Genomic DNA, 24,470 nt, shown 5'->3' with positions numbered 1-24,470 from the left:
CTCGCTCCTCAGGGAGCGGGATGTCGGATGGACGCTCCTCAGGGAGCGGGATGCTGGACGGACGCTCCGCTGGGAGCGGAGTGGGCTCGCAGGGATCGGGGGCCCATCAGGGCATCCGCGGGTGCGGTTAGAGTGAGGGAATGGTCCTGCGGGAGTGGGCTCGGGACGCGCACGCCGCGGTGGAGGCAGCCCGGGAAGCACTACGTCACGTCGCCGACGATCCGGCGTCGCTCACGGACGACGAGTGGGTGGCGCTGCTGGGTGCGTCCGGCGCAGAACTCGACGAACTCTGCGCACTCGCCGACGCCGCGCGACGTGCGGTCACCCCGGCCGACACCCTGACGTTCGTGGTCAACCGCAATCTCGACACCGCCGTCGTCGCCGGCGGCCGGACCGACGTCCCCACGGTGACCGAACTGGTCGACGAGGCGTGGCGTCTCGGCGCCACCGAGATCTGTCTACAAGGCCCGCTTCCGGCGGACGCCCCCGCCGACGGGTACCTGCGACTGATCGAGGAGATCCACGCGGCTGCGCCCACGATGCATCTGCATGGGTTCCGCCCGCCCGAGGTCCGCGACGCCGCCGCTCGGATGGGTGTCTCCGTCGCCGACTTCCTCCGCAGCGCACACTCGGCGGGGCTGGGCTCCGTGCCCGGGACCGCAGCGCAGATCCTCGACGACGACGTCCGGGCGCACCTGTCCGGCGGTGACGTCCTCGGCGTCGCGGACTGGGTGTCGACGATCGAGACGGCTCACCACGTCGGCTTGTTCTCGACCGCGACGATGCTCTACGGCCATGTCGAGACGCCGCGTCATCAGGTCGCCCATCTGCGGATTCTTGCCGAGATCCAGAGTCGGACAGGCGGTTTAACCGAACTCATCCTCATGCCGCTCTTGCCCGAGAATGTCCCACCGCACCGCAGGGGCGAGGCCGCGCGCACCGTGTCGCAACGCGAGACCCGAGCCGTTCATGCCGTCGCGCGGTTGCTACTGCACGGGAGCATCGACCACCTGCAGGTCGCATGGACAAAGCACGACCCGCAGACCACGGGAGTCCTCCTCGACGGCGGTGTCGACGATCTCGGTGGTCTGCTCATCGACGGAGACCTGATGCCCGAGGCGGGGCAGGAGGCCGGCCGTGTGCTGCAGGTCGACGAGCTGGTCGACATCGCGGACCGAGCCGGACGCACCCCGCGTCAACGGACCACCGGGTATTCCGACCCGCCTGCCGACCGCATCCTGGCGATCCCGCAGGTACGCCGGTGACCGCCGGTCGCGACGCCTCCGTGACCGACATCGATGTCGCGATCGTCGGCGCCGGATTCGCGGGAATCGGCATGGCCACCCAGCTCGCCCGGCGCGGGCGGGAGTCCTTCGTCGTCCTCGAGCGGTCCGGCGGTGTCGGTGGGACCTGGCGCGACAACACCTATCCGGGGATCGCCTGCGACATCCCGGCTCACCTATACTCGTTCTCCTTTCGGCCGCCGTGGGATTGGGAGACCCTCTACCCGCGTGGCGCCGAGATCCGCCGTTACCTCGAGCAGACGGTGGTCGACGAGGGTCTGACGCCGCACGTCCGGCTGAATTGTGAACTCCGCGAAGCGCGCTGGGATCAGGCCGGGGCCCGATGGGAGTTGAACACCGCGGCGGGACGGGTGCGCGCCCGAGTGCTGGTGATGGCCGTCGGGCGCCTGTCCGAACCGTACGTCCCGGACATCGAGGGTCTCGAATCATTCACCGGCACCGTGGTTCACACCGCGCAGTGGCGCGACGACCTGTTGTCCGGTGGGGAACTGATCGGTGTCGTCGGCACCGGCGCGTCGGCGGTCCAGGTCATCCCGCACCTCGCCGAGGAAGCCGAAGAACTCGTCGTGTTCTCCCGGACGCCGCCGTATGTGGTGCCGCGTGAGGACCGGAGGTTCACCGCCAAGGAGCGGGCCGAACTCAGCGTCCCCGATCATGCTCGAGCCGTACGTGAAGATCTCCTCGTCGACGCCGACCGCGCGTTTCGCCAACGCCTCGGCCTGCACCCCGACATCGACGTCATCCGGGATCGCGCACTCGGCCACCTGAACCGTCAGGTCGACCGGCCCGCACTGCGCGAGGCGCTCACCCCCGAATACGAGATCGGTTGCAAGCGAATCCTGCTCAGCGACGACTTCTACCCGGCGCTGCAACGGCACAATGTGGTCTTCGAGCCGAGCGCGCTCGAGTCCGTCACCGAATGCAAGGCACGCGCCGTCAGCGGTCACACCTACGATCTCGACGTGCTCGTCATGGCCACCGGCTTCGAGGCGACCCGGCCGCCGGCCGCGACCCGTGTCCGGGGTCGCGACGGGATCGTGCTCGCGGACCACTGGTCTGCCGGGATGGTCTCCTACGCATCCACCGCCGTGCACGGATTCCCGAACATGTTCGTGCTCGACGGCCCGAACGCGGCCCTCGGCCACAATTCGGCGATCTACATGATCGAAACACAACTCGACTACGTGCTGGGTGCATTGGATCACCTGGCGCACAACGAGATCCGGTCGCTGGAGGTCAGCGCGGCGGCCGAGGACGGCTACACCCGCGAAATCGATCGGCGGAGCGCATCGACCGTCTGGCTGACGGGCTGCGAGAGTTGGTACGTGGACTCACGCAGTGGGCGGCTCACATTGCTGTGGCCGGGGACCGCTGCATCGTTTCGCGAACGCAACGGCACCTTCGATCCCGAGCCGTATCTGGTGGAACCCACACACGTCGACGAGGGAGGTCAGTACCGATGACCGACATCGAGAACCTGCGGCCGACGCAGATGGAGAACGCGCTCTCCGCTGCCGCGAATGCCGAGCCGGACATCCGCCAGCTGGTGACACTGCTCGGCGCCACCGGCGACGACCTCGTCGCGTTGCAGCGTATCGCCTCGACGGTCCGCGACGCGGGGTTGTCCGCGGTCGGCCGCCCGCGTCAGATCACGTACTCCCGCAAGGTGTTCATCCCGCTGACCCGGTTGTGTCGGGACCGCTGCCACTACTGCACGTTCGTCACCGTCCCCGGAAAGCTGACCCGTGATGGCCAGGGCATGTATCTCGAGATCGACGAGGTCCTCGAGATCGCCCGCAAAGGCGCATCTCTCGGCTGCAAGGAAGCGCTGTTCACCCTGGGGGACCGGCCGGAGGCGCGATGGTCGCAGGCCGGCGAATGGCTCGCCGCCCGCGGCTACAACTCGACCCTCGAGTACGTGCGCGCGGCTGCGGTCGCCGTTCTCGAGGAGACCGGTCTGCTGCCGCATCTGAATCCGGGTGTGATGAGTGCCGAGGAGATGGCCGAACTCCGGCCGGTGGCACCGTCGATGGGCATGATGCTCGAGACGACGTCGCGCCGTCTATTCACCGAGAAGGGCCAGCCGCACTACGGCAGCCCGGACAAGGACCCGACCGTCCGGCTGCAGGTGCTGAATGACGCAGGCGCCGAACGTATCCCGTTCACAACCGGAATCCTCGTCGGGATCGGGGAGTCGCTGACCGAGCGGGCCGAGTCGATTCTCGCGCTCCGCGATGTGCACCGACGCCACGGTCACATCCAAGAGGTCATCGTGCAGAACTTCCGCGCCAAGCCGGACACGGCGATGCGCGGCACTCCCGATGCCGAGATGAGCGAGTTCCTCGCCGCCGTCGCGGTGGCACGGATCGTGCTCGGTCCGCACATGCGTGTGCAGGCGCCGCCGAACCTGGTGTCCGGCGAGGAGTGTGCCGCGTTGATCGCGTCCGGGATCGACGACTGGGGCGGTGTGTCGCCACTGACCCCCGATCATGTCAATCCGGAACGTCCGTGGCCCAATCTGGACGTGCTCGCCGAGATCACCGCGGCGTCAGGATACGTCCTCACCGAACGCATCACGGCGCAGCCGCCCTACGTGCTCGCCGGGTCCGAGTGGATCGATCCGTCGCTGGCGGCCCATGTCGGCGCCGTCGCCGATCCCGCCACCGGCCTCGCCGCCGAGGTCATCCCGCACGGCCGACCCTGGCCCGCCGTCGCCTGAGATCCATCGCCCACAGAACCCCGAATCGCGCCCACAGAACCCCAAATCGCGCCGACAGAACCCCAGATCGCGCCGACGGAACCCCCGATCGCGCCGACAGAACCCCAGATCTCGCCGACAGAACCCAATATCCCGCCGAGCGAATCGGAACAGTGCGACGATTCCGCTCCGAGGGCAGATCGCGGAGCAGTCGGGGTTCTGTCGGCGGACTTCTGGGTTCTGTCGGCGTTTACGAGGGTTCTGTCGGCGGGGTGGTCAGTCGTCGTCGAGCGCACGGAGCGCCTGGTACCCGCCGATCACGTCGGTGGCGCGGTGCAGCCCCAGTTGCTGCAACGACGCGGCCGCCAGGCTCGACGTATAGCCCTGCGAACACAGGACGATCCAGCGGACGTCGTGATCGACGGCCTCGGCGACACGCGCGTCGCTCGCCGGATCACATCGCCACTCCAACACATTGCGCTCGATGATCAGCGCCTCGGCCACCTCACCTTCGTGCGTGCGCTGGGCGGCCGGCCGGATGTCGACCAGAACAGCGCCGGCGGCCACCTCGGCGGCGACCTCGGATGCCGCGAGGCGCTGGAGGCCGTCGCGAGCGGTGAGCAGGATGTCGTCGATGGTCGGCATGTGGGTCACTCCGGTCGGTCGGTCAGTTCGGTGCGGGTGCGCCGCAGCGTGTGGTGGTCGGTGACGGCGTAGAACGACATCGCGGTCAGCGGCGGCGAATACGCGTGCACACTGAGCGTCGGGGACGTCGCCGTGGGCGGTTCGATGCCGTCGGACCGGGCGGCCGGCGGGTCGTGCCGCTGGACGTCGTGTACCCAGCCGAGCGGAAACGACGCCTGGTCCCCGGCCCGCAGTACGCGCAGCGACAGATCGCCACCGGTCCACCGGTACTCGCGGAGGGATCCGGTGACCACTGTCAGCGCGCCGAGTGACCCCGCGTGGTCGTGTAGTTCGGTCGATCGGTCGGGTGTCCAGCTGATCAGCCACACGTCGAGTTCGTCGTCGTTCACCAGTCTCGTCGCCCATCGCTCGACCGGGTCCCATCGTGGTGGGAGCAGGTGGTCGTAAACGCCGTCGAGTACGTCGGCGACCCCCTGATCGGTGATGCGCATCAGATCCGCCGGGCGCAGGCGGGTGGGCAGTGTCGTCGAGCGTGAATGGAGGTCCGCTCGGTGTCGATCGTCACCCGAGGGGGTACGCGCGTGGAGGACGGTGGTCACATGCCCAGGCTTCCGGTGGCTCCCGTCGACGTCGAGGTTTCGACCCCGACTGATCGGAATGTGCGCGCGCCCGATGTGATCCGCGTTACTCCTCGTCGGAGGCTACGGGGGCGGGTGTCGATGACCCCGGGCCGCGACCGATACTCTTGGATACGGACCCATGTGTACGCGGCCCGGTGCTCGGGGGTCGCCGCGTGGTCCGAGATCAGGCGCGTCCAGCCCACGCGCCGACCCCGGCGACGACACCGCGACGCGATCGTCGTCGGACCGCGAGAGTTTGCAGTGAAGGAGAGTGTGGTGACGTACATCATCGCGGAGCCTTGCGTTGACGTCTTGGACAAGGCCTGCGTCGAGGAATGCCCGGTGGACTGCATCTACGAGGGTGGTCGGATGCTCTACATCCAACCCGACGAGTGCGTCGACTGCGGTGCCTGTGAGCCGGTCTGCCCGGTCGAGGCGATCTTCTACGAGGATGATGTGCCCGACGAGTGGGAGCCCTACGTCAGCGCCAACGCGGACTTCTTCGATGACCTCGGTTCGCCGGGCGGCGCGAGCAAGGTCGGCAAGACCGACGCCGACCCCGCGTTCATCAAGGGCCTGCCGCCCATGAACGAAGAGGAATGACCTGACGTCGTGAACACGCCTGGTTTCGCCACGCGACGTCGGGTCAGCACGGTGCTCCCGGATTTTCCCTGGGACACCATCGGTGCCGCCCGGGCGCGTGCCGCCGCACACCCGGACGGGATCGTCGACCTCTCGGTGGGGACGCCGGTCGATCCCGTCGACCCGGTGATCCGCGAGGCCCTCGCGGCATCGTCGGAGTTCCCCGGCTATCCGACGACGATCGGCACCCCCGCGCTGCGCTCCTCGGCGGTGGCGGCGTTGGCGCGGCGGTTCGGGACGACCGGACTCGACGACTCCGGGATCCTGCCCGTCATCGGCACCAAAGAAGCCATCGCCGGCATGGTGTCGATGCTCGGCATCGGCACCGGTGATGTGGTTGTGATTCCTGAGGTCGCTTATCCCACTTACGAAGTGGGTGCTCTGCTGGCCGGCGCGACGGCGGTCCGGGCGGACTCGACGTTCCAACTGGGGCCCACCTCGCCGGCACTGATCTTCCTCAATTCGCCGTCCAATCCGACGGGCAAGGTGCTGGGGATCGATCACCTGCGCAAGGTCGTCGGCTGGGCGCGTGAACGCGGCGCGATCGTCGTCTCCGATGAGTGCTACCTGGGCCTCACGTGGGAAGGGGAGGCGTACTCGATCCTCGACCCGCGGGTCTGCGACGGTGACCACACCGGACTCCTCGCGGTGCACTCACTGTCGAAGGTGTCGAACATGGCGTCCTACCGGGCGGGATTCCTCGCCGGCGACCGCGAGCTGATCGGCGAACTGCTCGCCGTCCGCAAACACGCCGGCATGATCGTGCCGTTTCCGATCCAGGGTGCGATGGTCGCCGCCCTCGACGACGACGAGCATGTCCGTGCCCAGCACGGTCGCTACCGTGCCCGTCGGGGGATTCTGCTCGAGGCGGTTCGGGCCGCCGGCTTCCGCGTCGACCACTCGGAGGCGGGGCTGTACCTGTGGGCGACCCGCGACGAGAACTCCCGCGCCACCCTGGACTGGCTCGCCGACCGTGGCATCCTCGCGGCCCCGGGTGACTTCTACGGCCCCGCCGGCGCGCAGCACGTGCGGATCGCGCTCACCGCGACCGATGAGCGGATTGCGGCGGCCGCCGAGCGACTGCGACGGTGAGGCGCCCTTCGTGACGGACCTCCGCTAGCGCTCCGGTCCTCCTCAGGGACCGATGGCCGGCTCGGGTCCTCGTCAGGGACCGATGGCCGGCTCGGGTCCTCGTCAGAGACCGATGGCTGGGGCCGGCTCAGTTGTTCTTGTGCAGCGCCTCGTTCAGCGCGATGCCGTCGCCCTTCCACGGGACCACCTCGACGGCGCCGGTGAGGCTGTTGCGCCGGAACAGCAGATTGGACTGACCGGCCAGTTCGCGGGCCTTGACGGCGGTGCCGTCGGGCCCGGTGACCTTGGTGCCGGCCGTCACGTACAGGCCGGCCTCGATCACGCAGTCGTCGCCCAGCGGGATGCCGCAGCCGGCATTGGCGCCGAGCAGGCAGCGCTTGCCCAGCGAGATGATCTCCTTGCCGCCGCCGGACAGGGTGCCCATCGTGGAGGCGCCGCCCCCGATGTCGGAGCCGTCGCCGACCACGACACCGGCCGAGATGCGTCCCTCCACCATCGACGACCCCAGCGTGCCGGCGTTGTAGTTGATGAAACCCTCGTGCATCACGGTGGTGCCCGGAGCGAGGTGCGCACCGAGACGGACACGATCGGCGTCGCCGATCCGCACCCCGCCGGGCAGCACGTAGTCGACCATCCGGGGGAACTTGTCGATGCTGTACACCGTGACCGGGCCGCGGGTGCGCAGCCGGCCCCGCGTCGCCTCGAATCCGTCGATGGGGCAGGGGCCGTGATTGGTCCAGACGACATTGGTCAGAAGTCCGAAGATGCCCTCGAGGTTGGCGCCGTGCGGGGCGACGAGTCGGTGGCTGAGCAGGTGCAGGCGCAGGTAGACGTCGTAGGCGTCGACCGGGGCGGACGAGAGGTCGCTGATCGACGTACGGACCGCGACGGTCTTGACGCCGCGCGCGGCGTCGACACCCACGAGTTCACGGAATTCGTTCGGAACCTCGGCGCCGTCGAGGGTGACCGTCTCGCTCGCGCTGGGGCTGTCGAGCTCGGGTTCGGGGAACCAGACGTCGAGGACCAGGCCGGGGTCGGCGGACCCGCCGTTGGTCACCGTGGCAATGCCGGTTGCGAAAGCGCCATTAGTCGTCACGGGTGAAGAGACTACCGGTTGCGGTGGTGCGCTCCCGGCCGTACCGGCCCCCGACCGCTCAGGCGAGCGCGCAGTAGAAGTCGACGGGATTGCCGTCGGGATCGCGGACCACCGCGTATCGCTGGCCCCAGAACGCGTCGAACGGTTCATGGGCGGACTGGTGACCCGCTGCGATGAGCCGGGCGTGCTGGGCGTCGACGTCGGCCGGGGTCGGGCACTCGAAGGCGAGGGCCATCCGGTGCCCGCCCGATGGCACGCTCCAATCGGGTGTGAAGCCCTGCACCACATCTCGGGTGTCGAACATGATGCGGAAGCCGCCGGCCACCGCGTCGGCGTGCGGCGCCGTGTCGGCGTCGTCGGGGAACTCGAGCCCGCACAGCCGGTAGAAGGCGAGTGCGGCGGCCATGTCGCGGGTGACGATCGACAGGGCATTGGGTATCAGGGCGCGGGGTGCGGGTGACGAGGAGTCGGTGGAGGTCATGGATTCACGCTAGCGCCGGGGTCCGACAGTGCCGTCGTAACAGCTCGACGCGGATGCAACGGCTCGAACGGCACTCCGGACTGGGGCTACGGTGATCTGGTGACCCCTGCCGACCCAGATCTGACCGCGGACCTCGATCTGACCGCCGACCCCGTCGACCTGACCGCCGCGCTCGTCGACATCGAGAGCGTATCCCGCAACGAGGCGGCGATCGCCGATGCCGTCGAGCGTGCATTACGTTCGCAGACCGAGGGTTTCGAGGTGCGCAGGCACGGCAACCGCGTACTCGCCCGAACCGATCGGGGATGCGCGAGCCGGGTGATCCTCGCCGGGCATCTGGACACGGTCCCGGTGGCCGGGAATCTGCCGCACCGGCGTACCGACGACGACGAGGGTGCGGTGTTGCACGGATGCGGCACGGTCGACATGAAGTCCGGGGACGCGGTCTTCCTGCATCTCGCCGCCACCATGGCCGCGCCGGCGCACGACCTGACATTGATCTTCTACGACTGCGAGGAGATCGCCGCCGAATACAACGGCCTCGGGGCGATCGAGCGTGAACTGCCCGAGTGGTTGCGCGGCGACGTCGCGATTCTCGGTGAGCCGACCGGCGGCCTGATCGAGGCCGGCTGTCAGGGCACCTTGCGGGCCCGCTTCACCGCGCGCGGCGTACGAGCCCATTCGGCTCGATCATGGATGGGCGACAACGCGATCCACAAACTCGGCGGCGTGATGGCGACGCTGGCCGCCTACCGGCCGCGCACCGTGGACATCGACGGGTGTGAATACCGTGAGGGTCTGCAGGCGGTAGGCGTCGGCGGGGGTGTTGCGGGCAACGTCGTTCCCGACGAGGCCCACGTCGACGTCAACTTCCGCTTCGCGCCGGACCGCTCCGTCGACGCGGCGATCGAGCATGTCCGCGAGACCTTCGCAGCCGCGCTGGCCGACGCCGAACTCGAGTTCGAGATCACCGACTCCGCGGCGGGAGCCCTTCCCGGCCTGACCGATCCGGCGGCCGCAGCGCTGGTCGAAGCCGCGAACGGTCGGTTCCGCGCCAAGTTCGGCTGGACGGACGTCTCCCGGTTCTCGGCACTGGGCATCCCGGCGGTGAATCTGGGACCGGGCGATCCGAGCCTGGCGCACCGTCGAGACGAACGGGTGCCCGTCGCTCAGATCGGTGAGGTGGCGGATCTGCTGCGTGCGTTCCTGTCCGGCTGACGGTTAGCGTGAACGCCATGTCCTCCGCGAATCCTGACTCCGACGCCGAACCCGGCCGTCACCGTGCCGGCGGCCCGTCGGCAGATCTCGAGACCTGCTACGTCGGTCCGATGCGGGTGCGGCGCGACGCGGGCGAAGCGTCGCAGACCACCGATCGGCGCCTGCTGGAATGGGTCGACCCGCGGGACAAGGATCTCCGCGCCGACCGCACCATCCGTGACTCGTGGCGGGTCCTGCGCATCCAATCGGAGTTCGTGGCGGGATTCGACGCGCTGAGCGAGGTCGCCGAAGCGGTCACGGTGTTCGGGTCCGCCCGCCTCACGCCGGGCAGCGCCGACTACGACCTCGCGATCAGGCTCGGACAGGCGTTGGGGGAGGCCGGCTATGCGGTCATCACCGGCGGCGGCCCGGGCGCGATGGAGGCCGCCAATCAGGGCGCGTGGACCGCCGGGGCGCAGAGCATCGGACTCAACATCGAGTTGCCGTTCGAGCAGCATCTGAACGAGTGGGTCGACGTCGGTATGAACTTCCGCTACTTCTTCGTGCGCAAGACGATGTTCGTGAAGTACGCCCAGGCGTTCGTCTGTCTGCCCGGCGGATTCGGCACCCTCGACGAGATGTTCGAGGCGCTGACGCTGGTCCAGACCAAGAAGGTGGTGCGATTCCCGATCGTGTTGATCGGGCGCGATCACTGGGGTGGTCTCGTCGAGTGGATGCGCGAGACGCTGCTCGCCAAGAACATGATCTCGGCCGACGACCTGGATCTGCTCTACCTCGTCGACGAGCCCGGCGAGGCCGTCGACGTCATCGCCGCTGCCGCGGCCGGGCGCGGTGGCCGATGAGCGCGATTTGTGTCTACTGCGCGTCCGGCCCGGTCGCGCAGGACTACCTGGATCTCGCCGCGGAGGTCGGCACCGCCCTGGCGACGGCCGGCCACACGGTTGTGTCCGGGGGCGGCAACATCTCCATGATGGGCGCCTTGGCGGAGGCCGCGCGCGCAGCCGGTGGCTCCACCGTCGGCATCATCCCGCGCGCCTTGATGGAACGAGAGGTCGCCGACCTCGGGTCCGATGAACTCGTCGTCACCGAGACGATGCGTGAGCGCAAACGGCTGATGGACGAGCGTGCGGACGGTTTCATCACCCTGCCCGGCGGGATCGGCACGCTGGAGGAGCTGTTCGAGACGTGGACCGGGGGCTATCTGGGGATGCACTCGAAACCCGTGGTGTTGCTCGACCACCTCGACTTCTACGCCCCGCTGTTGGGTTGGCTCGACGACCTTGCGGCGCGGGGATTCGTGTCGCGGCGTTCGCTGGACCGGCTCCTCGTCGCCGATTCCGTACCGAAGGCCATCGAATTTGCTACTGCTCGGTAAGGTAGGGCAACGGTCCGTCGGCCACATCGTGCCCGGGGGCCTGCGACCAGTGCGAACACGAGGATGTGGAGTACAGATCTGATGCCGAGCAGTGACACCCACAGTGAGACTTCCGCAGCCAAGGGTGTCGGTCTGACCGACCTGATCCGCGGCGTGGTCAAGATGGCGCCGCACGCGCCCGGAATGATCAAGCATGCGCCGGGATTGATCCACCGCCCACCGCACGCGAAGCGGACGATCGGCTCGATCTTCCAGAAGCATGCCGCGGCCCATCCGGATCGCCCGTTCATCCGTTTCGAGGGCAGATCGCTCACCTACGGCGAGGTCAACCGGCGCGTGAACCGTTACGCCGCGGTCCTCGCCGACAAAGGGGTGGGCACCGGCGACACGGTCGCCATCCTCTCCAAGAACAATCCGACGGATCTGATGGTCGTGCTCGCCACCGTGAAGCTCGGCGCGGTGGCCGGCATGCTCAACTACAACCAGCGCGACAAGGTGCTGTCGCACAGCGTTTCGCTGCTCGACGCCACGGTGCTCGTCCACGACCCCGATTGCGCAGAGGCGTTCGAGTCGATCCCGTCCGACGCGCTGCCCCCGCATGTGTTCGACTTCGCCGCGTTCGACGAGGCGTCGGCGGGACGCAGCGAGGACAACCCGGCGGTCACGGCGACCCTGCCCGCCTCCACCAAGGCCTTCTACATCTTCACCTCCGGCACCACCGGAATGCCGAAAGCCAGTGTCATGAGCCACAATCGGTGGTTCGCCAACCTCTCGGGCATCGGTGGTCTGGCGGTCCGGCTGCGGCACAGCGACACCATGTACGTGCCGCTGCCGCTCTACCACAACAACGCGTTGTCGGTATCGCTCGGATCGGTGCTCGCCGCCGGCGCGTGCATCGCGATCGGCCGGTCCTTCTCGGCGTCGAAGTTCTGGGACGACGTGATCCTGAACCGGGCGACCTCGTTCTGCTACATCGGCGAACTGTGCCGCTACCTGCTCGCGCAGCCGGAGAAGCCCACCGACCGTCAGCACGCGGTGAAGGTGATCATCGGCAACGGTATGCGCCCGGAGATCTGGGACGAGTTCGCGGAGCGGTTCGGCATCGAGCGCATCGTCGAGTTCTACGGCGCCAGTGAGCTGAACCTCGCCTTCGTCAACGCCTTCAGCGTTAAGCGCACCGCCGGATTCTGTCCGTTGCCGTACAAGATCGTCGAGTACGACGAGCACGGCGACCCGAAGCGTGACGGCGACGGACGCCTGACCGAGGTCGGCAAAGGCGGTACGGGTCTGCTGATCGCCGAGATCAGTGAGCGCGTGCCGCTCGACGGGTACACCGATGCCGAGGCGACCGAGAAGAAGGTCATCCGCGACGCCTTCAAGAGCGGCGACGCGTATTTCAACTCCGGCGACCTCGTGCGCGACCAGGGATGGGCGCACATCGCCTTCGTCGACCGGCTCGGCGACACCTTCCGATGGAAGGGCGAGAACGTCGCGACCACAGAGGTCGAGGGCGCGCTCGACTCGTACGCCGCGATCGCCCAGTCCGTCGTCTACGGCGTGGACGTGGAGAAGACCGACGGCAAGCCGGGCATGGCGGCGGTCAAGCTGCGCGAGGGCTCCGACCTCGAACCCCAGAAGCTCGCCGACCACCTGTACGGGCATCTGCCCGCCTACGCGGTCCCGTTGTTCATCCGGGTGGTCGACGACTTCGAACAGACGTCGACGTTCAAGAACCGCAAGGTCGAACTCCGCGACGAAGGCTACTCGGACACCGGCGACGACCCGGTGTACGTCCTGGCCGGCCGCGACCGCGGATACGTCGACTTCTACGAGGATTATCCGGCGGACGTCACCAACGCCAAGGCGCCGAAAGGCTGAGCCGCAGTTCCCGAGGAGCCGTATCGAGACCCCTCGTTACCCTGGCAGGCATGCTCCCCACGCTGTGCGGCAAGCCCGTGGCGACCGACCGTGCCCTCGTCATGGCCATCGTCAACCGGACACCCGACTCGTTCTACGACAAGGGCGCGAGCTTCACCGACACCGCCGCCCAGACCCGCATCGAGCAGGTCGTCGCCGAGGGCGCCGACATCATCGACATCGGCGGCGTCAAGGCCGGCCCCGGTGACGAGGTGGACGTCGACACCGAGACCGCCCGCGTGGTCCCGATGATCGCCTGGATCCGTGAGCGGTACCCCGACGTCCTCATCAGTGTGGACACCTGGCGCCACGAGGTGGCCGACGAGGCCTGCCGGGCGGGCGCCGACCTGATCAACGACACCTGGGCGGGCGTCGACCCGGGTCTGGTGAAGATCGCGGCCGCACATCGTGCGGGCATCGTGTGCTCGCATACCGGTGGTGCCACGGTGCGGACCCGGCCGCATCGCGTCGCGTACGACGATGTGGTCGCCGAAGTTGTGGCAGACGTCACCTCGGCGGCGCGTAGAGCCGCGGATGCGGGCGTCGCACGTGACTCGATCGTGATCGATCCGACACATGATTTTGGCAAGAACACCCACCACGGGCTCGCCTTGTTACGCCACGTGAACGTTCTTGTTAAGACCGGCTGGCCAGTGCTTATGGCACTGAGCAACAAGGACTTTGTAGGGGAGACTCTGGGTGTGGATCTCGAAGAACGGCTGGAGGGAACCCTGGCCGCGACCGCTCTGAGTGCCGCTGCCGGCGCCCGGATCTTTCGCGTCCACGAGGTTGCCGCCACTCGTCGCGTGGTCGACATGGTCGCTGCCATCGCGGGGACACGACCTCCCGCCCGAACAGTCAGGGGACTCGCATGACCAAACAGGTACGTCGAACCCAGCCGCAGCGTCGACCGGCCCGCCCCGCCGGCCGCACGGCGACCGTCGCCAACAATCGGAACAAGACCACCATGTGGCCGACTCCGGCCGACACCATGGGTGCCAAACAACGGTGGTCCGCAACCAACACGTGGGAACAGCCCGAATGGACCATCGATGAACTGGTGGCCGCCAAGGCCGGGCGCACCGTCTCGGTGGTGCTGCCGGCACTGAACGAAGAAGAGACCGTCGCCGACGTCATCGCCTCGATCCGGCCGCTGTACGGCACGCTGGTCGATGAGTTGATCGTCTTGGACTCCGGGTCCACCGACGCCACCGCCGATCGCGCCCGCGAAGCCGGGGCAACGGTGGTGAGCCGTGAGCAGGCCGTGCCCGGGCTCGAGCCCGTCAAGGGCAAGGGTGAGGTGCTCTGGCGCTCCATCGCCGTCGCGACCGGCGACATCATCGCGTTCGTCGATTCCGACCTCATCGATCCGGACCCGATGTTCGTGCCGAAGATGCTCGGCCCGCTGCTCATCGATCCGAAGATCCAACTCGTCAAGGGCTACTACCGGCGTCCCCTGCGCACGGGCGGACAGCAGGACGCCAACGGCGGCGGGCGGGTCACCGAACTCGTGGCGCGGCCCCTGCTGGCGTCGCAGCGGCCGGACCTCACCGGCGTCCTGCAGCCGCTGGGCGGCGAGTACGCCGGCACCCGCGAACTGCTTTCCTCGGTCCCGTTCGCGCCGGGCTACGGCGTCGAGATCGGCCTGCTCATCGACACGTTCGACCGTTACGGACTCGAGGGCATCGGGCAGGTGAATCTCGGTGTCCGCACGCATCGCAACCGGCCGTTGATCGAACTGGGTGTGATGAGCCGGCAGATCGTCGGCACGCTGATGCGCCGGTGCGGCATCGAGGATTCCGGGATCGGCCTCACCCAGTTCACCGCCGAACCCGACGGGTCCTTCACACCGCACACCACCGAGGTCTACCTGGAGGACCGGCCGCCCATGCGGTCGATCGTCGCCGATCAGTCCGACGACACGGAGATGGCGTCCTGACCGACCAGTGAGTCGACCGGCGGCCGCCTCGGTCGTGCGGCTGCCGGTCGGCCTCGGTCGTCGATCTGCCCTGTCCTCGATTCGTCGATCTGCAACGATGGGTGTCATGCAGACGATGCTGCTGTATCTGCTGATCATGGCCGTCGTGGTGGCGGCGGTCTTCGCACTGGTGTGGTTCGTGTTCGGGCGCGGAGAGGATCTCCCGCCCGTGGAGCGCGGAACCACTCTGACGCGATTGCCGCGGGCCGGGATCACCGGTGACCACGTCCGGCAACTCGTGTTCTCCCAGTCCCTTCGCGGGTACTCGGCCGCCGAGGTGGACTGGGCCATGGAGAAACTCGCGCGTGAACTCGACGAACTGCGTGGTGTCGTGCTCGACCTCCAGGCCCGTGACGAGACAGATCATCCGCACGTCGCGGACGGCGACCCCGCGGAGCGCTGACCGGCGCTCACCCAACACGGCACCGCATGTGCGCACCGGGTATCACGAGTCCACCACGTATCATTGTCCTGGCACCTCCGGCCTGTCCGACCGATACGCCGGGTGTCGTTCCACACCGTGTGGCGGAAGCTCTGAAGGGAGTTCGAGAATGGCGGCGATGAAGCCACGTACTGGGGACGGCCCCCTCGAAGCGGCCAAGGAAGGACGTGGAATCGTTGTCCGGATTCCGATCGAGGGTGGTGGACGCCTGGTCGTCGAGCTGACCGCCGACGAGGCCGCTGCGCTCGGTGAGGAACTGCGTGGGGTCACCGGCTGAACCGAGCCCACGATCCCAGACGCCCGCTGCGCGAGGTCGAATCCGCGCTGCGATGCCCGGCATGTTCCGCAGACCCGAGTAGTGGCGCCGAACTCGTCGTCACCGACGACGGCAGCTCGCTCATCTGCGCATCGTCACATCGATTCGACGTAGCCCGACAAGGGTATGTATCGCTTCTCGACGGCCGCGCCACTCCGCATCGATCGGACACCGCGGCCATGGTCGCCGCCCGACGCAGAGTCCATGAGTCCGGTCTCTTCGACCCGGTGGCCCGCCTCGTCGCGGACGGGGTGACGGCCGGACCCGTCCCGTCATCGGATCGGTCCGACATCACCACCGGGCGACCCGACCTCGTCCTCGACGCGGGAGCGGGTACGGGACACTATCTGTCGGCCACTCTCGACGCGGCCGACGAACTGCACGGCATCGGACTCGATCTGTCCAAGTACTGCGCCCGGGCGGTGGCGCGCTCACATCCGCGAGCGGCGGCTGTCGTGGCCGACGTCTGGCGGCCACTGCCGATCCGATCGGGGGTGATCGGTGCGGTGCTGTCGGTGTTCTCGCCCCGCAACGTCGCCGAATTCGCCCGGGTCCTGCACCCGGATGGCGTTCTGATCGTGGTGACACCCGACGATGACCATCTCACCGAGATCATCGGCCCGATGGGGATGCTGTCCGTCGCCGACGACAAGGCGCAACGATTGCGCTCGTCGCTCGGCGGCCTGTTCGAGGTCACCGACGAGCGGCCGGCTCGGTACCGGTACGACGCCGACACGGCGCTGCTCGCCGACCTGGTGGCCATGGGGCCCTCGGCGTTTCACCTCTCCGACGACGAGATCGCGCGGGCCGCGCAGGCGATGACCCGGACGACCGGGCGGGTGCCGGTGACGGTGTCGGTCACCGCGGCGATCTGTCGGCCCCGCATCGGCGCGGCGGTCACCGAAGGGTGAGTCGGTACACGTCCAGGGTCTGCTCCGCGATCGTCGCCCACGAGAACTCCGACTCGGCACGGTCGCGACCCGCCGTGCCCATCGACTCCGCCGCGGCCGGGTCCCTGACGACAGCGTTCACGGCGTCGGCCAGGCCGACCTCGAACGACCGCGGGTCGACCGGGTCGTAGGGCACCAGGCGGCCGCTGACACCGTCGCGGACCACCTCGGGGATGCCGCCCACCTCCGAGGCGACGACCGCGGTGCCGCACGCCATCGCCTCGAGATTCACGATGCCCAGCGGTTCGTAGATCGACGGACATACGAAAACTGTTGCCGCGGTGAGAATCTCCCGGATTCTGGGCTGGGGGAGCATATCCCGTACCCAGAACACACCGTCGCGCTGCTCCGCGAGCTCGGCGACCGCCGCCTCGATCTCCGCACCGATCTCCGGGGTGTCGGGTGCGCCGGCGCACAGCACGAGCTGGATCTCGGGATCGAAATGATGCGCGGCCGCGACGAGATGCGCCACGCCCTTCTGCCGCGTGATGCGCCCGACGAACGCCACGATCGGCCGATCGGGGTCGACACCGAGACCGGCAGGCGCCGACTCCGGACCGAACGGCTCCTCCACCGGATACCAGGTCGAGGTGTCGATGCCGTTGCGTACCACGTGAACCCGCTCCGGATCGACGCGCGGATAGGTGTTGCAGACGTCCGTGCGCATCCCCGAGCTGACCGCGATCACCGCGTCCGCGTACTCGATCGAGTTCCGTTCCACCCAGCTCGAGACGCGATACCCGCCGCCGAGTTGCTCGGCCTTCCAGGGCCGCATCGGCTCGAGGGAATGAGCGGTCAGCACGTGGGGGACGCCGTAGAGCTGGGCCGCCAGGTGACCCGCCAGGCCCGAATACCAGGTATGGGAATGGGCGAGATCGGCGCCCTCGGCGCCCACCGCCATCCGGAGATCGGTCGACAGGGTGGTGATGGCGGCATTGGCGCCGGTGAGTCCCGGATCGGGCTGATACACCGCGGCGGTCTCGCGTTCGGCACCCATGCAGTGCACGTCGACGGTGGTGAGGGCGCGCAGATATCGGACGAGTTCTGTGACATGCACTCCGGCACCGCCGTACACCTCGGGTGGATACTCCCGGGTCATCATCGCCACCCTCATGTGCTCGACGCTAACCGCATCGTGAGGACTTCGCCATCGCTGCTGGAAACTCGGTGTGAGGAGAGTGTCATTCGCCTAGCCGCGACGATCGATGCCCGTTAAGTTGGAGGGCGTGAGATCACATCCGCACGTGCTCGGAATCGTTCTCGCAGGCGGCGAGGGGAAACGCCTGTACCCCCTGACGATGGACCGTGCGAAACCTGCGGTGCCGTTCGGCGGTTCGTACCGCCTCATCGACTTCGTGCTCTCCAACCTCGTCAACGCCGGCTACGAACGCATCTGCGTTCTCACGCAGTACAAGTCCCATTCACTGGACCGTCACATCTCCCAGACGTGGTTCTCGTCGGGCTTCCACGGCGAGTACATCACCCCGGTACCGGCACAGCAGCGGCTCGGGCCGCGCTGGTACACCGGCAGCGCCGACGCGATCTTCCAGTCCATGAACCTGATCAGCGACGAACGGCCCGAGTACATCGTGGTCTTCGGCGCCGATCACGTGTATCGCATGGATCCGTCCCAGATGGTGGAGGCGCACATCGCGTCCGGCGCCGACGTCACCGTCGCCGGTATCCGAGTACCCCGGCAGGAGGCAACCGCCTTCGGCTGCATCGATTCCGATGCGTCCGGCCGGATCACGAGATTCCTCGAGAAGCCCGCCGACCCACCGGGCACGCCCGACGATCCCGACGTCAGTTTCGCCTCGATGGGCAACTACGTCTTCACCACCGACGCTCTCGTCGAGGCGATCCGCGCCGATGCGGCCGACTCCGACTCCGACCACGACATGGGTGGCGACATCATCCCGGCATTCGTGCGGCGGGACCGCGCCTTCGTCTACGACTTCAAGGACAACCAGGTCCCCGGCGAGACCGAACGCGACAAGGGGTACTGGCGCGACGTCGGTACGCTCGACGCCTTCTACGACGCCCACATGGACCTGGTGTCGGTGCACCCCGTCTTCAATCTCTACAACCAGCGGTGGCCGATCCGGGGCGAGACGGTCAATCTCCCGCCCGCCAAGTTCGTCCAGGGCGGCACCGCACACGATTCGGTGGTCGGTGCGGGCTGCATCGTGTCGGCCGGAACCGTCAGCGATTCGGTGTTGTCGGCGAACGTGGTCATCGAGGACGGCGCGGTGGTCGAGGGCAGCGTCCTGATGCCGGGCGTGCGGATCGGCAAGGGGGCCGTGGTGCGCCACGCGATTCTCGACAAGAACGTGACGGTCGGGGAGGGTGTGCAACTCGGCGTGGACTCCGAGTCCGACCGCGAGCGGTTCTCGGTCAGCAACGGCGGTGTCGTCACCGTCGGCAAGGGCTTCCGCGTCTGACGGCTCGTCGGACCGTACCTCAGGCCGGGCGGCCGGGACGACGCAGGACCTCGAGTCCGCGCTCGACGAGGATCTCCATGTCCGAGTCGTCGTCGGGTAGACCGTGCACCGGCCACCACGCCAGGTCCGTCGATTCGTCGCTGCGCACCACCTCCGGCGGAGATCCGGTGTCGGTGGGTGCGGCGACGGCTGCGTAGCGGATGTCGAGATGGCGGGTGGGAATCCCGAGCGAGCAGGTGATCGGATGGGTGTGCAGGTGTACCGGTTCGGACGACAGCCGCAGCGTGTCGAGGCCCGACTCCTCGCGCGCCTCCCGGGCCGCCGCATCCGCGAGGGCGGTGTCGGCGGGCTCGCAATGGCCGCCGAGCTGAATCCACCGGCCCACTCGTGGGTGCAGCGTCAGCAGCACGTGGCGCAGTTCGGCGTCGAAGACGATCGCCGACGCGGTGATATGGCCGGGCTCGTTGGCTCGCAGACAGGCGTCCGGGCTCGCGTCGAGAAAGGCCAGATAGGTGTGCCGCAGCGAGTCCTGTTCGGGATCAGGGGCCGTCCACGACCGCAGCGCGTGGCTCGTCGATTCGCGCAACGACGCCGCGCTCATCTCTCGATCACCAGGCCGGCGGTGTCCGCCGGCGGACGTGGGCGGGCTGCGGACAGCGGTCGACCGACCGCGATGGCACCCAGCGGTTCCCAGCGGTCGTCGAGTTCCAGCACCCGGCGGACGACGTCCGGGGCGAAGATGGTCGACCCGATCCAGCAACTGCCGACCTCCCGCACCGACAGTGCCACCAGCAGTGCGGACACCGCGCCGCCGGCCGCGACCGTGAACATGGTGTGCTCGGCCGCGTTGCGACGGGCGTCCGGGTAGTCGTGGGCGCCCTCGGGCACCAGGAACGGGATGACCAACTCCGGTGCGTCGTACAGGATCTGGCCGCGGCGCAGCCGCTTGGACACGGACTCCGGCGACTTCGCGTCGCCTTCGAGGTCGGTGCGCCACGCCTGAGCCATCTCGTCGAGGAGCTGCAGGCGTCGCTGCGGCGACCGGACCCAGACGAACCGCACCGGGTGGGTGTGGTGGGGTGCGGGGGCGGTCAGCGCGTCGGCGAACGCCGCGTGCATCACCTCTGCCTCGATCGCTCCGGGCGCGAACGTGCGGACCGATCGACGTGTCAGCAGCGCTTCCCGACGGCCCTGCTCGATCGCCTCGGCGGTCCCGAGCCGGAACAGGTCGTCGTCGGCGGGCCGCACCAGATCTGCCGCACGCGATCCGTCGTCGACGGGATGCAGACCGCGGATGACCGCGACGGGGACCCCGCCGAGCTTGCCCTTGACCAGATCACCGGCTGCGGCGATCTCGTCGGCAACCGCGATGTCGGTGACCACGAGGGGATTTCCGTGGGCATCCGTCGAACCGTCGTAGGGATGCGACACCCGCAGGCCGGCCGAGCCGATCGCGACATCGGTCTGACCGTTGCGCCATGCGCGGCCCATCGTGTCGGTGATGACGACGGCGACACGCACGCCGGCGATCTCCTCGATCCGGCTGCGAAGTCGGGCGGCGCTGGCGTCGGGATCCTCCGGCAGCAGCGCAAGCTCGTCCGCGGCGACATTCGATCCGTCGACACCCGCGGCCGCCTGGATGAGTCCGTTGCGGTTCTCGGTGATCAGCGTCCGGTTCCGCCGGGCCAGCACCCGCACCGATTCCTGCTCGACGAGCTTGCGCCGCAACGCATCCCGCTCGTCGGGATCAGTGGGGGCGGCCACCATCCGGTTCTCGACCTTGGAGAAGATCTTGCTGGTCGCGACCACGACGTCGCCGTCGGCGAGCCAGGGGGCCGCTCTGCGCAGCTCGGTGGCGATGTCGATGCCCGGGCCGAACTCACCGAGCCCGAGGACGGGGCGGATCGAAAGCTCCCCACCGGCGGCGTGATCGGTGACCGCGCGTGTCATGGCCGACCTCCGCCTGCGCCCGCGTCGGTGTCCGGGGTGGCGACACCGACCAGCGCGCATGCGTCGCGCACCATCTGGGCGGTGGTTGCCGGGTCGCTCATCAGCAGCGGGGCGGTGCCGGTGGCGACGCCGTCGACGACCGCATGATCGCCGTCGGCGATGAGCCAACCGTCGAGAATGCCGTTCGCGCTGCGCGCACCGTAGTGATTGCCGATCGCCTCGGCCGAGGTCTCGACACCGATCACCGAGAGGCACTCGTCGGCCATGCCGCGTAGCGGCCGGTTGTCGATCACGGGGGAGATGCCGACCACCGGAGCCGACGTGGTGCGCAGTGCGCCGCGGATTCCGGGCACGCTCACGACGGCGCCGACACTCACCACCGGGTTGCTCGGCGCGATCAGCACGACGTCGGCCTCGGTGATCGCCTCGATGACTCCCGGTGCGGCTTTCGTGTCGTCGGAGCCCACCTGCGCGAAGCCGAAAGTGGGGATCTGCGCGCGATGGCGCACCCACCACTCCTGGAAGTGGATCGCCACCTGCTCGCCCTCCTCGCCGCCCGGCTTGGACACCACGACATGGGTCTCATGTCGGTCGTCGGTCGCGGGCAGGAGTCGCACGCCCGGCTGCCACCGTCGGCACAGCGCCGCGGTGACGTCGGACAGCCGGTAGCCGGCGTCGAGCATCTGGGTGCGGATCAGGTGGGTGGCGAGATCGCGGTCGCCGAGTCCGAACCAATCCGGGTCCGCGCCGTAGGCGGCCAACTCCTCCTTGGCATGCCAGGTCTCGCCGACGCGGCCCCAGCCACGCTCGCGGTCGATGCCGCCGCCCAATGTGTACATGCACGTGTCGAGGTCCGGACAGATCCGGACGCCGTGCATCCACGCGTCGTCCCCGACGTTGACGATCGCGGTGACCGAATGTCGTTGTCGATCATCGGGATGACCCGGGGCTGCGCCGCCGCCCCTGTTGCCGTCATCATCGACAGGGTCGGGAAAGGGTGTGGGCCCGAGCAGTTCCCGGACACCGGACAACAGGCGTGCGCCGCCGACGCCGCCGACGAGGACCGTCATTCTCACCTCGTTCACTCTAGTGATGTCCGGCGCGGGGTACTCGACCGCGGTGACGCCGACCGAAAGCGGTGGTCAGGTGGTCGGCGGAGTTCGGCATGGGGGTGAGCGGCGATCCGTTCGCTACCATGGGTGCCGCTTCCGGGGGGAGGAGATCGACGATCTGTGACTTTGCTGATGTGTCGCGAATCGGATACGTGTCGAACCGGGAGTTGTCGATGACAGGTGGTATGAAGGAATCTTTCGCTTTAACTTGACCGCGGTACCCAATCCCGTGTGTAATCACATCAGTGTCATTCCTGGTTCGAGATCGAGAATCGATGGAGCACAAGGTATTCGATCGTTTGTTCGAATACCCGGTGGGGTGGCCGCCCTGACACGCGGTGAAGATCGACGGTGTGGGCAGACGCGGCGGAGCGGCAGGGTGGCCGCTACTCCCGTAGATGGAACTGACAGACTCTCGAGCTAGGAGGCGCCGACGATGGCTTTCGAGAACCCGATCGGCAATCCCCTTGGAACAGGTAACTTTTCCGATCAACACAGCACCGCCGCACCGATCAATCGGTCCGACGAGCTGGCCGGCGCCGAGATCGGCGCCAATCCGGTTGGGCTGACCGGTAATTCATTTGTCTCGTCGGCCAACGGCATGGATTCGCCTGAGCCGAACGAAAATTCGCCATGGCCGCAACGTCGTCATCTCTCGTTGGTCCCCGACGAGTTCGACGATCTCTTCGAAGCGGTCGAGGAGCAGTGGCAGGACCGCGCGCTGTGTGCGCAGACCGACCCCGAGGCGTTCTTCCCCGAGAAGGGCGGATCGACCCGGGAGGCCAAGCGGATCTGCCAGGGCTGCGAGGTGAAGTCCGAATGCCTCGAGTACGCACTGCACAACGACGAACGGTTCGGCATCTGGGGCGGACTCTCCGAGCGGGAGCGTCGTCGTCTCAAGCGCGGGATCGTCTGACGGGTTCGGTCCCGGTCACTGCGGGCCGCGGTCGACGGTGTCCTCGTCGACGCCGAGGTGGGTCGCCACCTGCTGCACGAGCACCTCATGGACGAGTTCGAGCAGATCCGCGCCGCGTTTGGCGCGGATCTCGAGGGGCCTGCGGAACAGGATGATCTGAGCACGCGTCGGTTGGCCGTGCACGTCGACGCCCGCCGGGATCAGCCGCGCGAGCGGAACGGCCCCGTCGGCGGTCACCTCGTCGGGCCACTGGATGGACTCCGGGTCCCTCGGCAGCATCCGCGGGATGTCGTCGACCGCGATGTCGAGCCCGACGAGCTGCTCGTGCCAGCGTCCGTCGATCTCGGCGAAGGCCTCCAGCGCCACCACATCGAACGAGTCGGCGCGGCTGGTGAACGCCGGCACCGATTGGGGGAGCAGGGGCGATCGCAGACCGCGCCCCCGTCGATCGCGTGTGCGGGTCGGGTGGACCGGTCGTCGCGAGGCACTCGGCCGCGGATCGGAGCCCTTCACCCGCCCGTCGCCGGTCCGACCACGCGCATCCCGACGTCCACGAGGGTCGTCGGCGCGACCGCGGGACGGACGAGGCGGATCGAAGCGCATGACGAGAGTGTAGGTATTCGTCACGTCACTGTCTCGTGTGAGCCCCGTTTCACCGCGTGCGCGCGTGTCGCCGCCGACGCGGGGGCCCACGCGGCGCTAACCTCATCTGCGTGAAGCTTCCCCGCCAGTGCTGCCGACCCGGCTGCGTCCGTTCGGCGGTTGCGACGCTGACCTTCGTCTATGCCGAGTCGACGGCGGTGATCGGGCCGCTGGCCAGCAGCCCCGAGCCGCACTCGTGGGATCTCTGCGACGACCACGCGCGCCGGATCACCGTGCCGCGGGGCTGGGAGATGCTGCGCAGCGAGCGTGGGTTCTCCGCGCCGATCGCCGAGGACTACGAGCTCACCGCGCTGGCCGAGGCGGTCCGCGAGGTCGGCGGTTCCGACCGCATCGATGTCCCGTCGGGTATCCCGGATCTGTTCGATCCCGTGGACGACTCGGCCGCAGGTCGTCACCGCCGGGGTCGGGGCGGGCCGGTGCCGGAGGCGCCCGCGTCCGAGGACTCCGCCCGCCGGCCGTCGCACTCGTCGCGGCCCCGTCCGGGACGTCGCGGTCACCTGCGCGTGCTGCCCGATCCCATCGACTGAACGCGACTCGCTGTGCCGCCACGTCGTGGGTGCGCGGTCGACAGGTGCGGCGCCACGGTCGTGTGCACGATCGACGGGCTGCGTCGC

At 68.3% G+C, this 24,470-nt stretch carries 26 protein-coding genes; 17 read left to right on the top strand and 9 right to left on the bottom strand.

Annotated features, from left to right (window positions below; all coding sequences use genetic code 11):
- Positions 1-140 precede the first annotated feature (140 nt).
- From VZC37_RS20600 to cofG, 3 genes are read left to right on the top strand one after another with little or no spacing between them, the layout of a single operon-like run.
- A complete protein-coding gene (locus VZC37_RS20600) occupies positions 141-1,265 on the top strand; it encodes an FO synthase (RefSeq protein WP_330435260.1) in 1,125 nt (374 codons plus the stop codon).
- Entirely contained in the window at positions 1,262-2,767 is a 1,506-nt protein-coding gene (locus VZC37_RS20595) for a flavin-containing monooxygenase (protein ID WP_330435258.1), read from the top strand. Before VZC37_RS20600 ends, VZC37_RS20595 begins: the two co-directional genes overlap by 4 nt.
- Positions 2,768-2,796: 29 nt before the next feature.
- Positions 2,797-4,023: a 7,8-didemethyl-8-hydroxy-5-deazariboflavin synthase CofG gene (cofG, locus tag VZC37_RS20590; protein WP_330435545.1), complete on the top strand. Its 1,227-nt coding sequence runs from the start codon at positions 2,797-2,799 to the stop codon at positions 4,021-4,023.
- A 255-nt stretch (positions 4,024-4,278) separates the two neighbouring features.
- Here the strand turns inward: cofG and VZC37_RS20585 are convergent, their stop codons facing one another.
- Together VZC37_RS20585 and VZC37_RS20580 are read right to left on the bottom strand one after the other, a co-directional pair.
- On the bottom strand, positions 4,279-4,647 hold the full coding sequence (locus tag VZC37_RS20585) for a rhodanese-like domain-containing protein (protein ID WP_330435257.1): 369 nt from the start codon (positions 4,645-4,647) through the stop codon (positions 4,279-4,281).
- Positions 4,648-4,652: 5 nt separating this feature from the next.
- Complete coding sequence (locus tag VZC37_RS20580) at positions 4,653-5,246, bottom strand: cupin domain-containing protein (protein ID WP_431309461.1); 594 nt, start codon at positions 5,244-5,246, stop codon at positions 4,653-4,655.
- A 294-nt stretch (positions 5,247-5,540) separates the two neighbouring features.
- Here VZC37_RS20580 and fdxA point away from each other — a divergent pair, with 294 nt between their 5' ends.
- Positions 5,541-5,870, top strand: coding sequence for a ferredoxin (fdxA, locus tag VZC37_RS20575; RefSeq protein WP_330435256.1), 330 nt, complete (start codon positions 5,541-5,543; stop codon positions 5,868-5,870).
- A 9-nt stretch (positions 5,871-5,879) separates the two neighbouring features.
- Positions 5,880-7,001 carry a succinyldiaminopimelate transaminase gene (gene dapC, locus VZC37_RS20570; protein WP_330435254.1) on the top strand — a complete coding sequence of 374 codons (1,122 nt, stop codon included), beginning with the start codon at positions 5,880-5,882 and terminating at the stop codon, positions 6,999-7,001.
- Between the two features lie 127 nt (positions 7,002-7,128).
- Here the strand turns inward: dapC and dapD are convergent, their stop codons facing one another.
- Entirely contained in the window at positions 7,129-8,097 is a 969-nt protein-coding gene (dapD, locus tag VZC37_RS20565) for a 2,3,4,5-tetrahydropyridine-2,6-dicarboxylate N-succinyltransferase (RefSeq protein ID WP_330435253.1), read from the bottom strand.
- Between the two features lie 58 nt (positions 8,098-8,155).
- Entirely contained in the window at positions 8,156-8,578 is a 423-nt protein-coding gene (locus VZC37_RS20560) for a VOC family protein (RefSeq protein ID WP_330435251.1), read from the bottom strand.
- Between the two features lie 120 nt (positions 8,579-8,698).
- Between VZC37_RS20560 and dapE the strand changes: the two genes are divergently transcribed.
- The 9 genes from dapE to VZC37_RS20515 all read left to right on the top strand — a co-directional run bounded on the left by dapE (position 8,699) and on the right by VZC37_RS20515 (position 16,735).
- Entirely contained in the window at positions 8,699-9,796 is a 1,098-nt protein-coding gene (gene dapE, locus VZC37_RS20555) for a succinyl-diaminopimelate desuccinylase (RefSeq protein WP_330435540.1), read from the top strand.
- A 17-nt stretch (positions 9,797-9,813) separates the two neighbouring features.
- Positions 9,814-10,638, top strand: a complete 825-nt coding sequence (locus VZC37_RS20550) for an LOG family protein (protein WP_330435249.1) — start codon at positions 9,814-9,816, stop codon at positions 10,636-10,638.
- A complete protein-coding gene (locus tag VZC37_RS20545) occupies positions 10,635-11,171 on the top strand; it encodes an LOG family protein (RefSeq protein WP_330435247.1) in 537 nt (178 codons plus the stop codon). Before VZC37_RS20550 ends, VZC37_RS20545 begins: the two co-directional genes overlap by 4 nt.
- 81 nt (positions 11,172-11,252) lie before the next feature.
- Complete coding sequence (locus tag VZC37_RS20540) at positions 11,253-13,049, top strand: long-chain-acyl-CoA synthetase (protein WP_330435245.1); 1,797 nt, start codon at positions 11,253-11,255, stop codon at positions 13,047-13,049.
- 50 nt (positions 13,050-13,099) lie between these two features.
- Positions 13,100-13,963 (top strand): dihydropteroate synthase, encoded by an 864-nt coding sequence (folP, locus tag VZC37_RS20535; protein ID WP_330435244.1) that lies wholly within the window; start codon positions 13,100-13,102, stop codon positions 13,961-13,963.
- Positions 13,960-15,027: a glucosyl-3-phosphoglycerate synthase gene (locus VZC37_RS20530; protein WP_330435241.1), complete on the top strand. Its 1,068-nt coding sequence runs from the start codon at positions 13,960-13,962 to the stop codon at positions 15,025-15,027. The genes folP and VZC37_RS20530 overlap by 4 nt, the downstream gene beginning before the upstream one ends.
- Before the next feature lie 106 nt (positions 15,028-15,133).
- Entirely contained in the window at positions 15,134-15,469 is a 336-nt protein-coding gene (locus VZC37_RS20525) for a DivIVA domain-containing protein (RefSeq protein ID WP_330435240.1), read from the top strand.
- 148 nt (positions 15,470-15,617) lie between these two features.
- Positions 15,618-15,785: a DUF3117 domain-containing protein gene (locus VZC37_RS20520; protein WP_004019232.1), complete on the top strand. Its 168-nt coding sequence runs from the start codon at positions 15,618-15,620 to the stop codon at positions 15,783-15,785.
- 47 nt (positions 15,786-15,832) lie between these two features.
- Positions 15,833-16,735, top strand: coding sequence for a methyltransferase domain-containing protein (locus VZC37_RS20515; protein WP_431309470.1), 903 nt, complete (start codon positions 15,833-15,835; stop codon positions 16,733-16,735).
- Here the strand turns inward: VZC37_RS20515 and glgA are convergent.
- Complete coding sequence (gene glgA, locus VZC37_RS20510; RefSeq protein WP_330435201.1) at positions 16,722-17,888, bottom strand: glycogen synthase; 1,167 nt, start codon at positions 17,886-17,888, stop codon at positions 16,722-16,724. The genes VZC37_RS20515 and glgA overlap by 14 nt on opposite strands.
- 112 nt (positions 17,889-18,000) lie before the next feature.
- Here glgA and glgC point away from each other — a divergent pair, with 112 nt between their 5' ends.
- A complete protein-coding gene (gene glgC, locus VZC37_RS20505) occupies positions 18,001-19,215 on the top strand; it encodes a glucose-1-phosphate adenylyltransferase (protein WP_330435200.1) in 1,215 nt (404 codons plus the stop codon).
- Between the two features lie 19 nt (positions 19,216-19,234).
- Here glgC and VZC37_RS20500 read toward each other — a convergent pair whose 3' ends face one another.
- Genes VZC37_RS20500 through cofD form a run of 3 tightly spaced genes read right to left on the bottom strand, consistent with a single transcriptional unit; the run spans position 19,235 to position 22,241 of the window.
- Positions 19,235-19,816, bottom strand: coding sequence for an NUDIX domain-containing protein (locus VZC37_RS20500; RefSeq protein WP_330435199.1), 582 nt, complete (start codon positions 19,814-19,816; stop codon positions 19,235-19,237).
- Complete coding sequence (locus VZC37_RS20495; RefSeq protein WP_330435197.1) at positions 19,813-21,165, bottom strand: coenzyme F420-0:L-glutamate ligase; 1,353 nt, start codon at positions 21,163-21,165, stop codon at positions 19,813-19,815. The genes VZC37_RS20500 and VZC37_RS20495 overlap by 4 nt, the downstream gene beginning before the upstream one ends.
- Positions 21,162-22,241 carry a 2-phospho-L-lactate transferase gene (cofD, locus tag VZC37_RS20490; RefSeq protein ID WP_330435196.1) on the bottom strand — a complete coding sequence of 360 codons (1,080 nt, stop codon included), beginning with the start codon at positions 22,239-22,241 and terminating at the stop codon, positions 21,162-21,164. The genes VZC37_RS20495 and cofD overlap by 4 nt, the downstream gene beginning before the upstream one ends.
- A 637-nt stretch (positions 22,242-22,878) precedes the next feature.
- On the opposite strand from cofD, the gene VZC37_RS20485 reads away from it, so the two are divergent.
- Positions 22,879-23,193 carry a WhiB family transcriptional regulator gene (locus VZC37_RS20485; protein WP_330435534.1) on the top strand — a complete coding sequence of 105 codons (315 nt, stop codon included), beginning with the start codon at positions 22,879-22,881 and terminating at the stop codon, positions 23,191-23,193.
- A gap of 15 nt (positions 23,194-23,208) precedes the next feature.
- Here the strand turns inward: VZC37_RS20485 and VZC37_RS20480 are convergent, their stop codons facing one another.
- Positions 23,209-23,796, bottom strand: a complete 588-nt coding sequence (locus VZC37_RS20480; protein ID WP_330435194.1) for a metallopeptidase family protein — start codon at positions 23,794-23,796, stop codon at positions 23,209-23,211.
- Positions 23,797-23,906: 110 nt separating this feature from the next.
- Between VZC37_RS20480 and VZC37_RS20475 the strand changes: the two genes are divergently transcribed.
- Positions 23,907-24,383, top strand: coding sequence for a DUF3499 domain-containing protein (locus VZC37_RS20475; RefSeq protein ID WP_330435192.1), 477 nt, complete (start codon positions 23,907-23,909; stop codon positions 24,381-24,383).
- Positions 24,384-24,470: the final 87 nt, after the last annotated feature.

It is taken from the genome of Gordonia sesuvii (assembly GCF_036350415.1).
GTDB classification, from domain to species: domain Bacteria; phylum Actinomycetota; class Actinomycetes; order Mycobacteriales; family Mycobacteriaceae; genus Gordonia; species Gordonia sesuvii.
The sequence above is the reverse complement of the archived record's forward strand: the minus strand, read 5'-3'. Positions and strand labels throughout refer to the sequence as shown.

Bases quoted from the DNA above. Each gene is read 5' to 3' on its own strand.
- VZC37_RS20600 (WP_330435260.1), top strand. From the start codon at position 141: ATGGTCCTGCGGGAGTGGGCTCGGGACGCGCACGCCGCGGTGGAGGCA.
- cofG (WP_330435545.1), top strand. From the start codon at position 2,797: ATGGAGAACGCGCTCTCCGCTGCCGCGAATGCCGAGCCGGACATCCGC.
- VZC37_RS20585 (WP_330435257.1), bottom strand. From the start codon at position 4,647: ATGCCGACCATCGACGACATCCTGCTCACCGCTCGCGACGGCCTCCAG.
- VZC37_RS20560 (WP_330435251.1), bottom strand. From the start codon at position 8,578: ATGACCTCCACCGACTCCTCGTCACCCGCACCCCGCGCCCTGATACCC.
- VZC37_RS20550 (WP_330435249.1), top strand. From the start codon at position 9,814: ATGTCCTCCGCGAATCCTGACTCCGACGCCGAACCCGGCCGTCACCGT.
- VZC37_RS20545 (WP_330435247.1), top strand. From the start codon at position 10,635: ATGAGCGCGATTTGTGTCTACTGCGCGTCCGGCCCGGTCGCGCAGGAC.
- VZC37_RS20540 (WP_330435245.1), top strand. From the start codon at position 11,253: ATGCCGAGCAGTGACACCCACAGTGAGACTTCCGCAGCCAAGGGTGTC.
- folP (WP_330435244.1), top strand. From the start codon at position 13,100: ATGCTCCCCACGCTGTGCGGCAAGCCCGTGGCGACCGACCGTGCCCTC.
- VZC37_RS20530 (WP_330435241.1), top strand. From the start codon at position 13,960: ATGACCAAACAGGTACGTCGAACCCAGCCGCAGCGTCGACCGGCCCGC.
- VZC37_RS20525 (WP_330435240.1), top strand. From the start codon at position 15,134: ATGCAGACGATGCTGCTGTATCTGCTGATCATGGCCGTCGTGGTGGCG.
- VZC37_RS20520 (WP_004019232.1), top strand. From the start codon at position 15,618: ATGGCGGCGATGAAGCCACGTACTGGGGACGGCCCCCTCGAAGCGGCC.
- glgA (WP_330435201.1), bottom strand. From the start codon at position 17,888: ATGAGGGTGGCGATGATGACCCGGGAGTATCCACCCGAGGTGTACGGC.
- VZC37_RS20500 (WP_330435199.1), bottom strand. From the start codon at position 19,816: ATGAGCGCGGCGTCGTTGCGCGAATCGACGAGCCACGCGCTGCGGTCG.
- VZC37_RS20495 (WP_330435197.1), bottom strand. From the start codon at position 21,165: ATGACACGCGCGGTCACCGATCACGCCGCCGGTGGGGAGCTTTCGATC.
- VZC37_RS20485 (WP_330435534.1), top strand. From the start codon at position 22,879: ATGGATTCGCCTGAGCCGAACGAAAATTCGCCATGGCCGCAACGTCGT.
- VZC37_RS20480 (WP_330435194.1), bottom strand. From the start codon at position 23,796: ATGCGCTTCGATCCGCCTCGTCCGTCCCGCGGTCGCGCCGACGACCCT.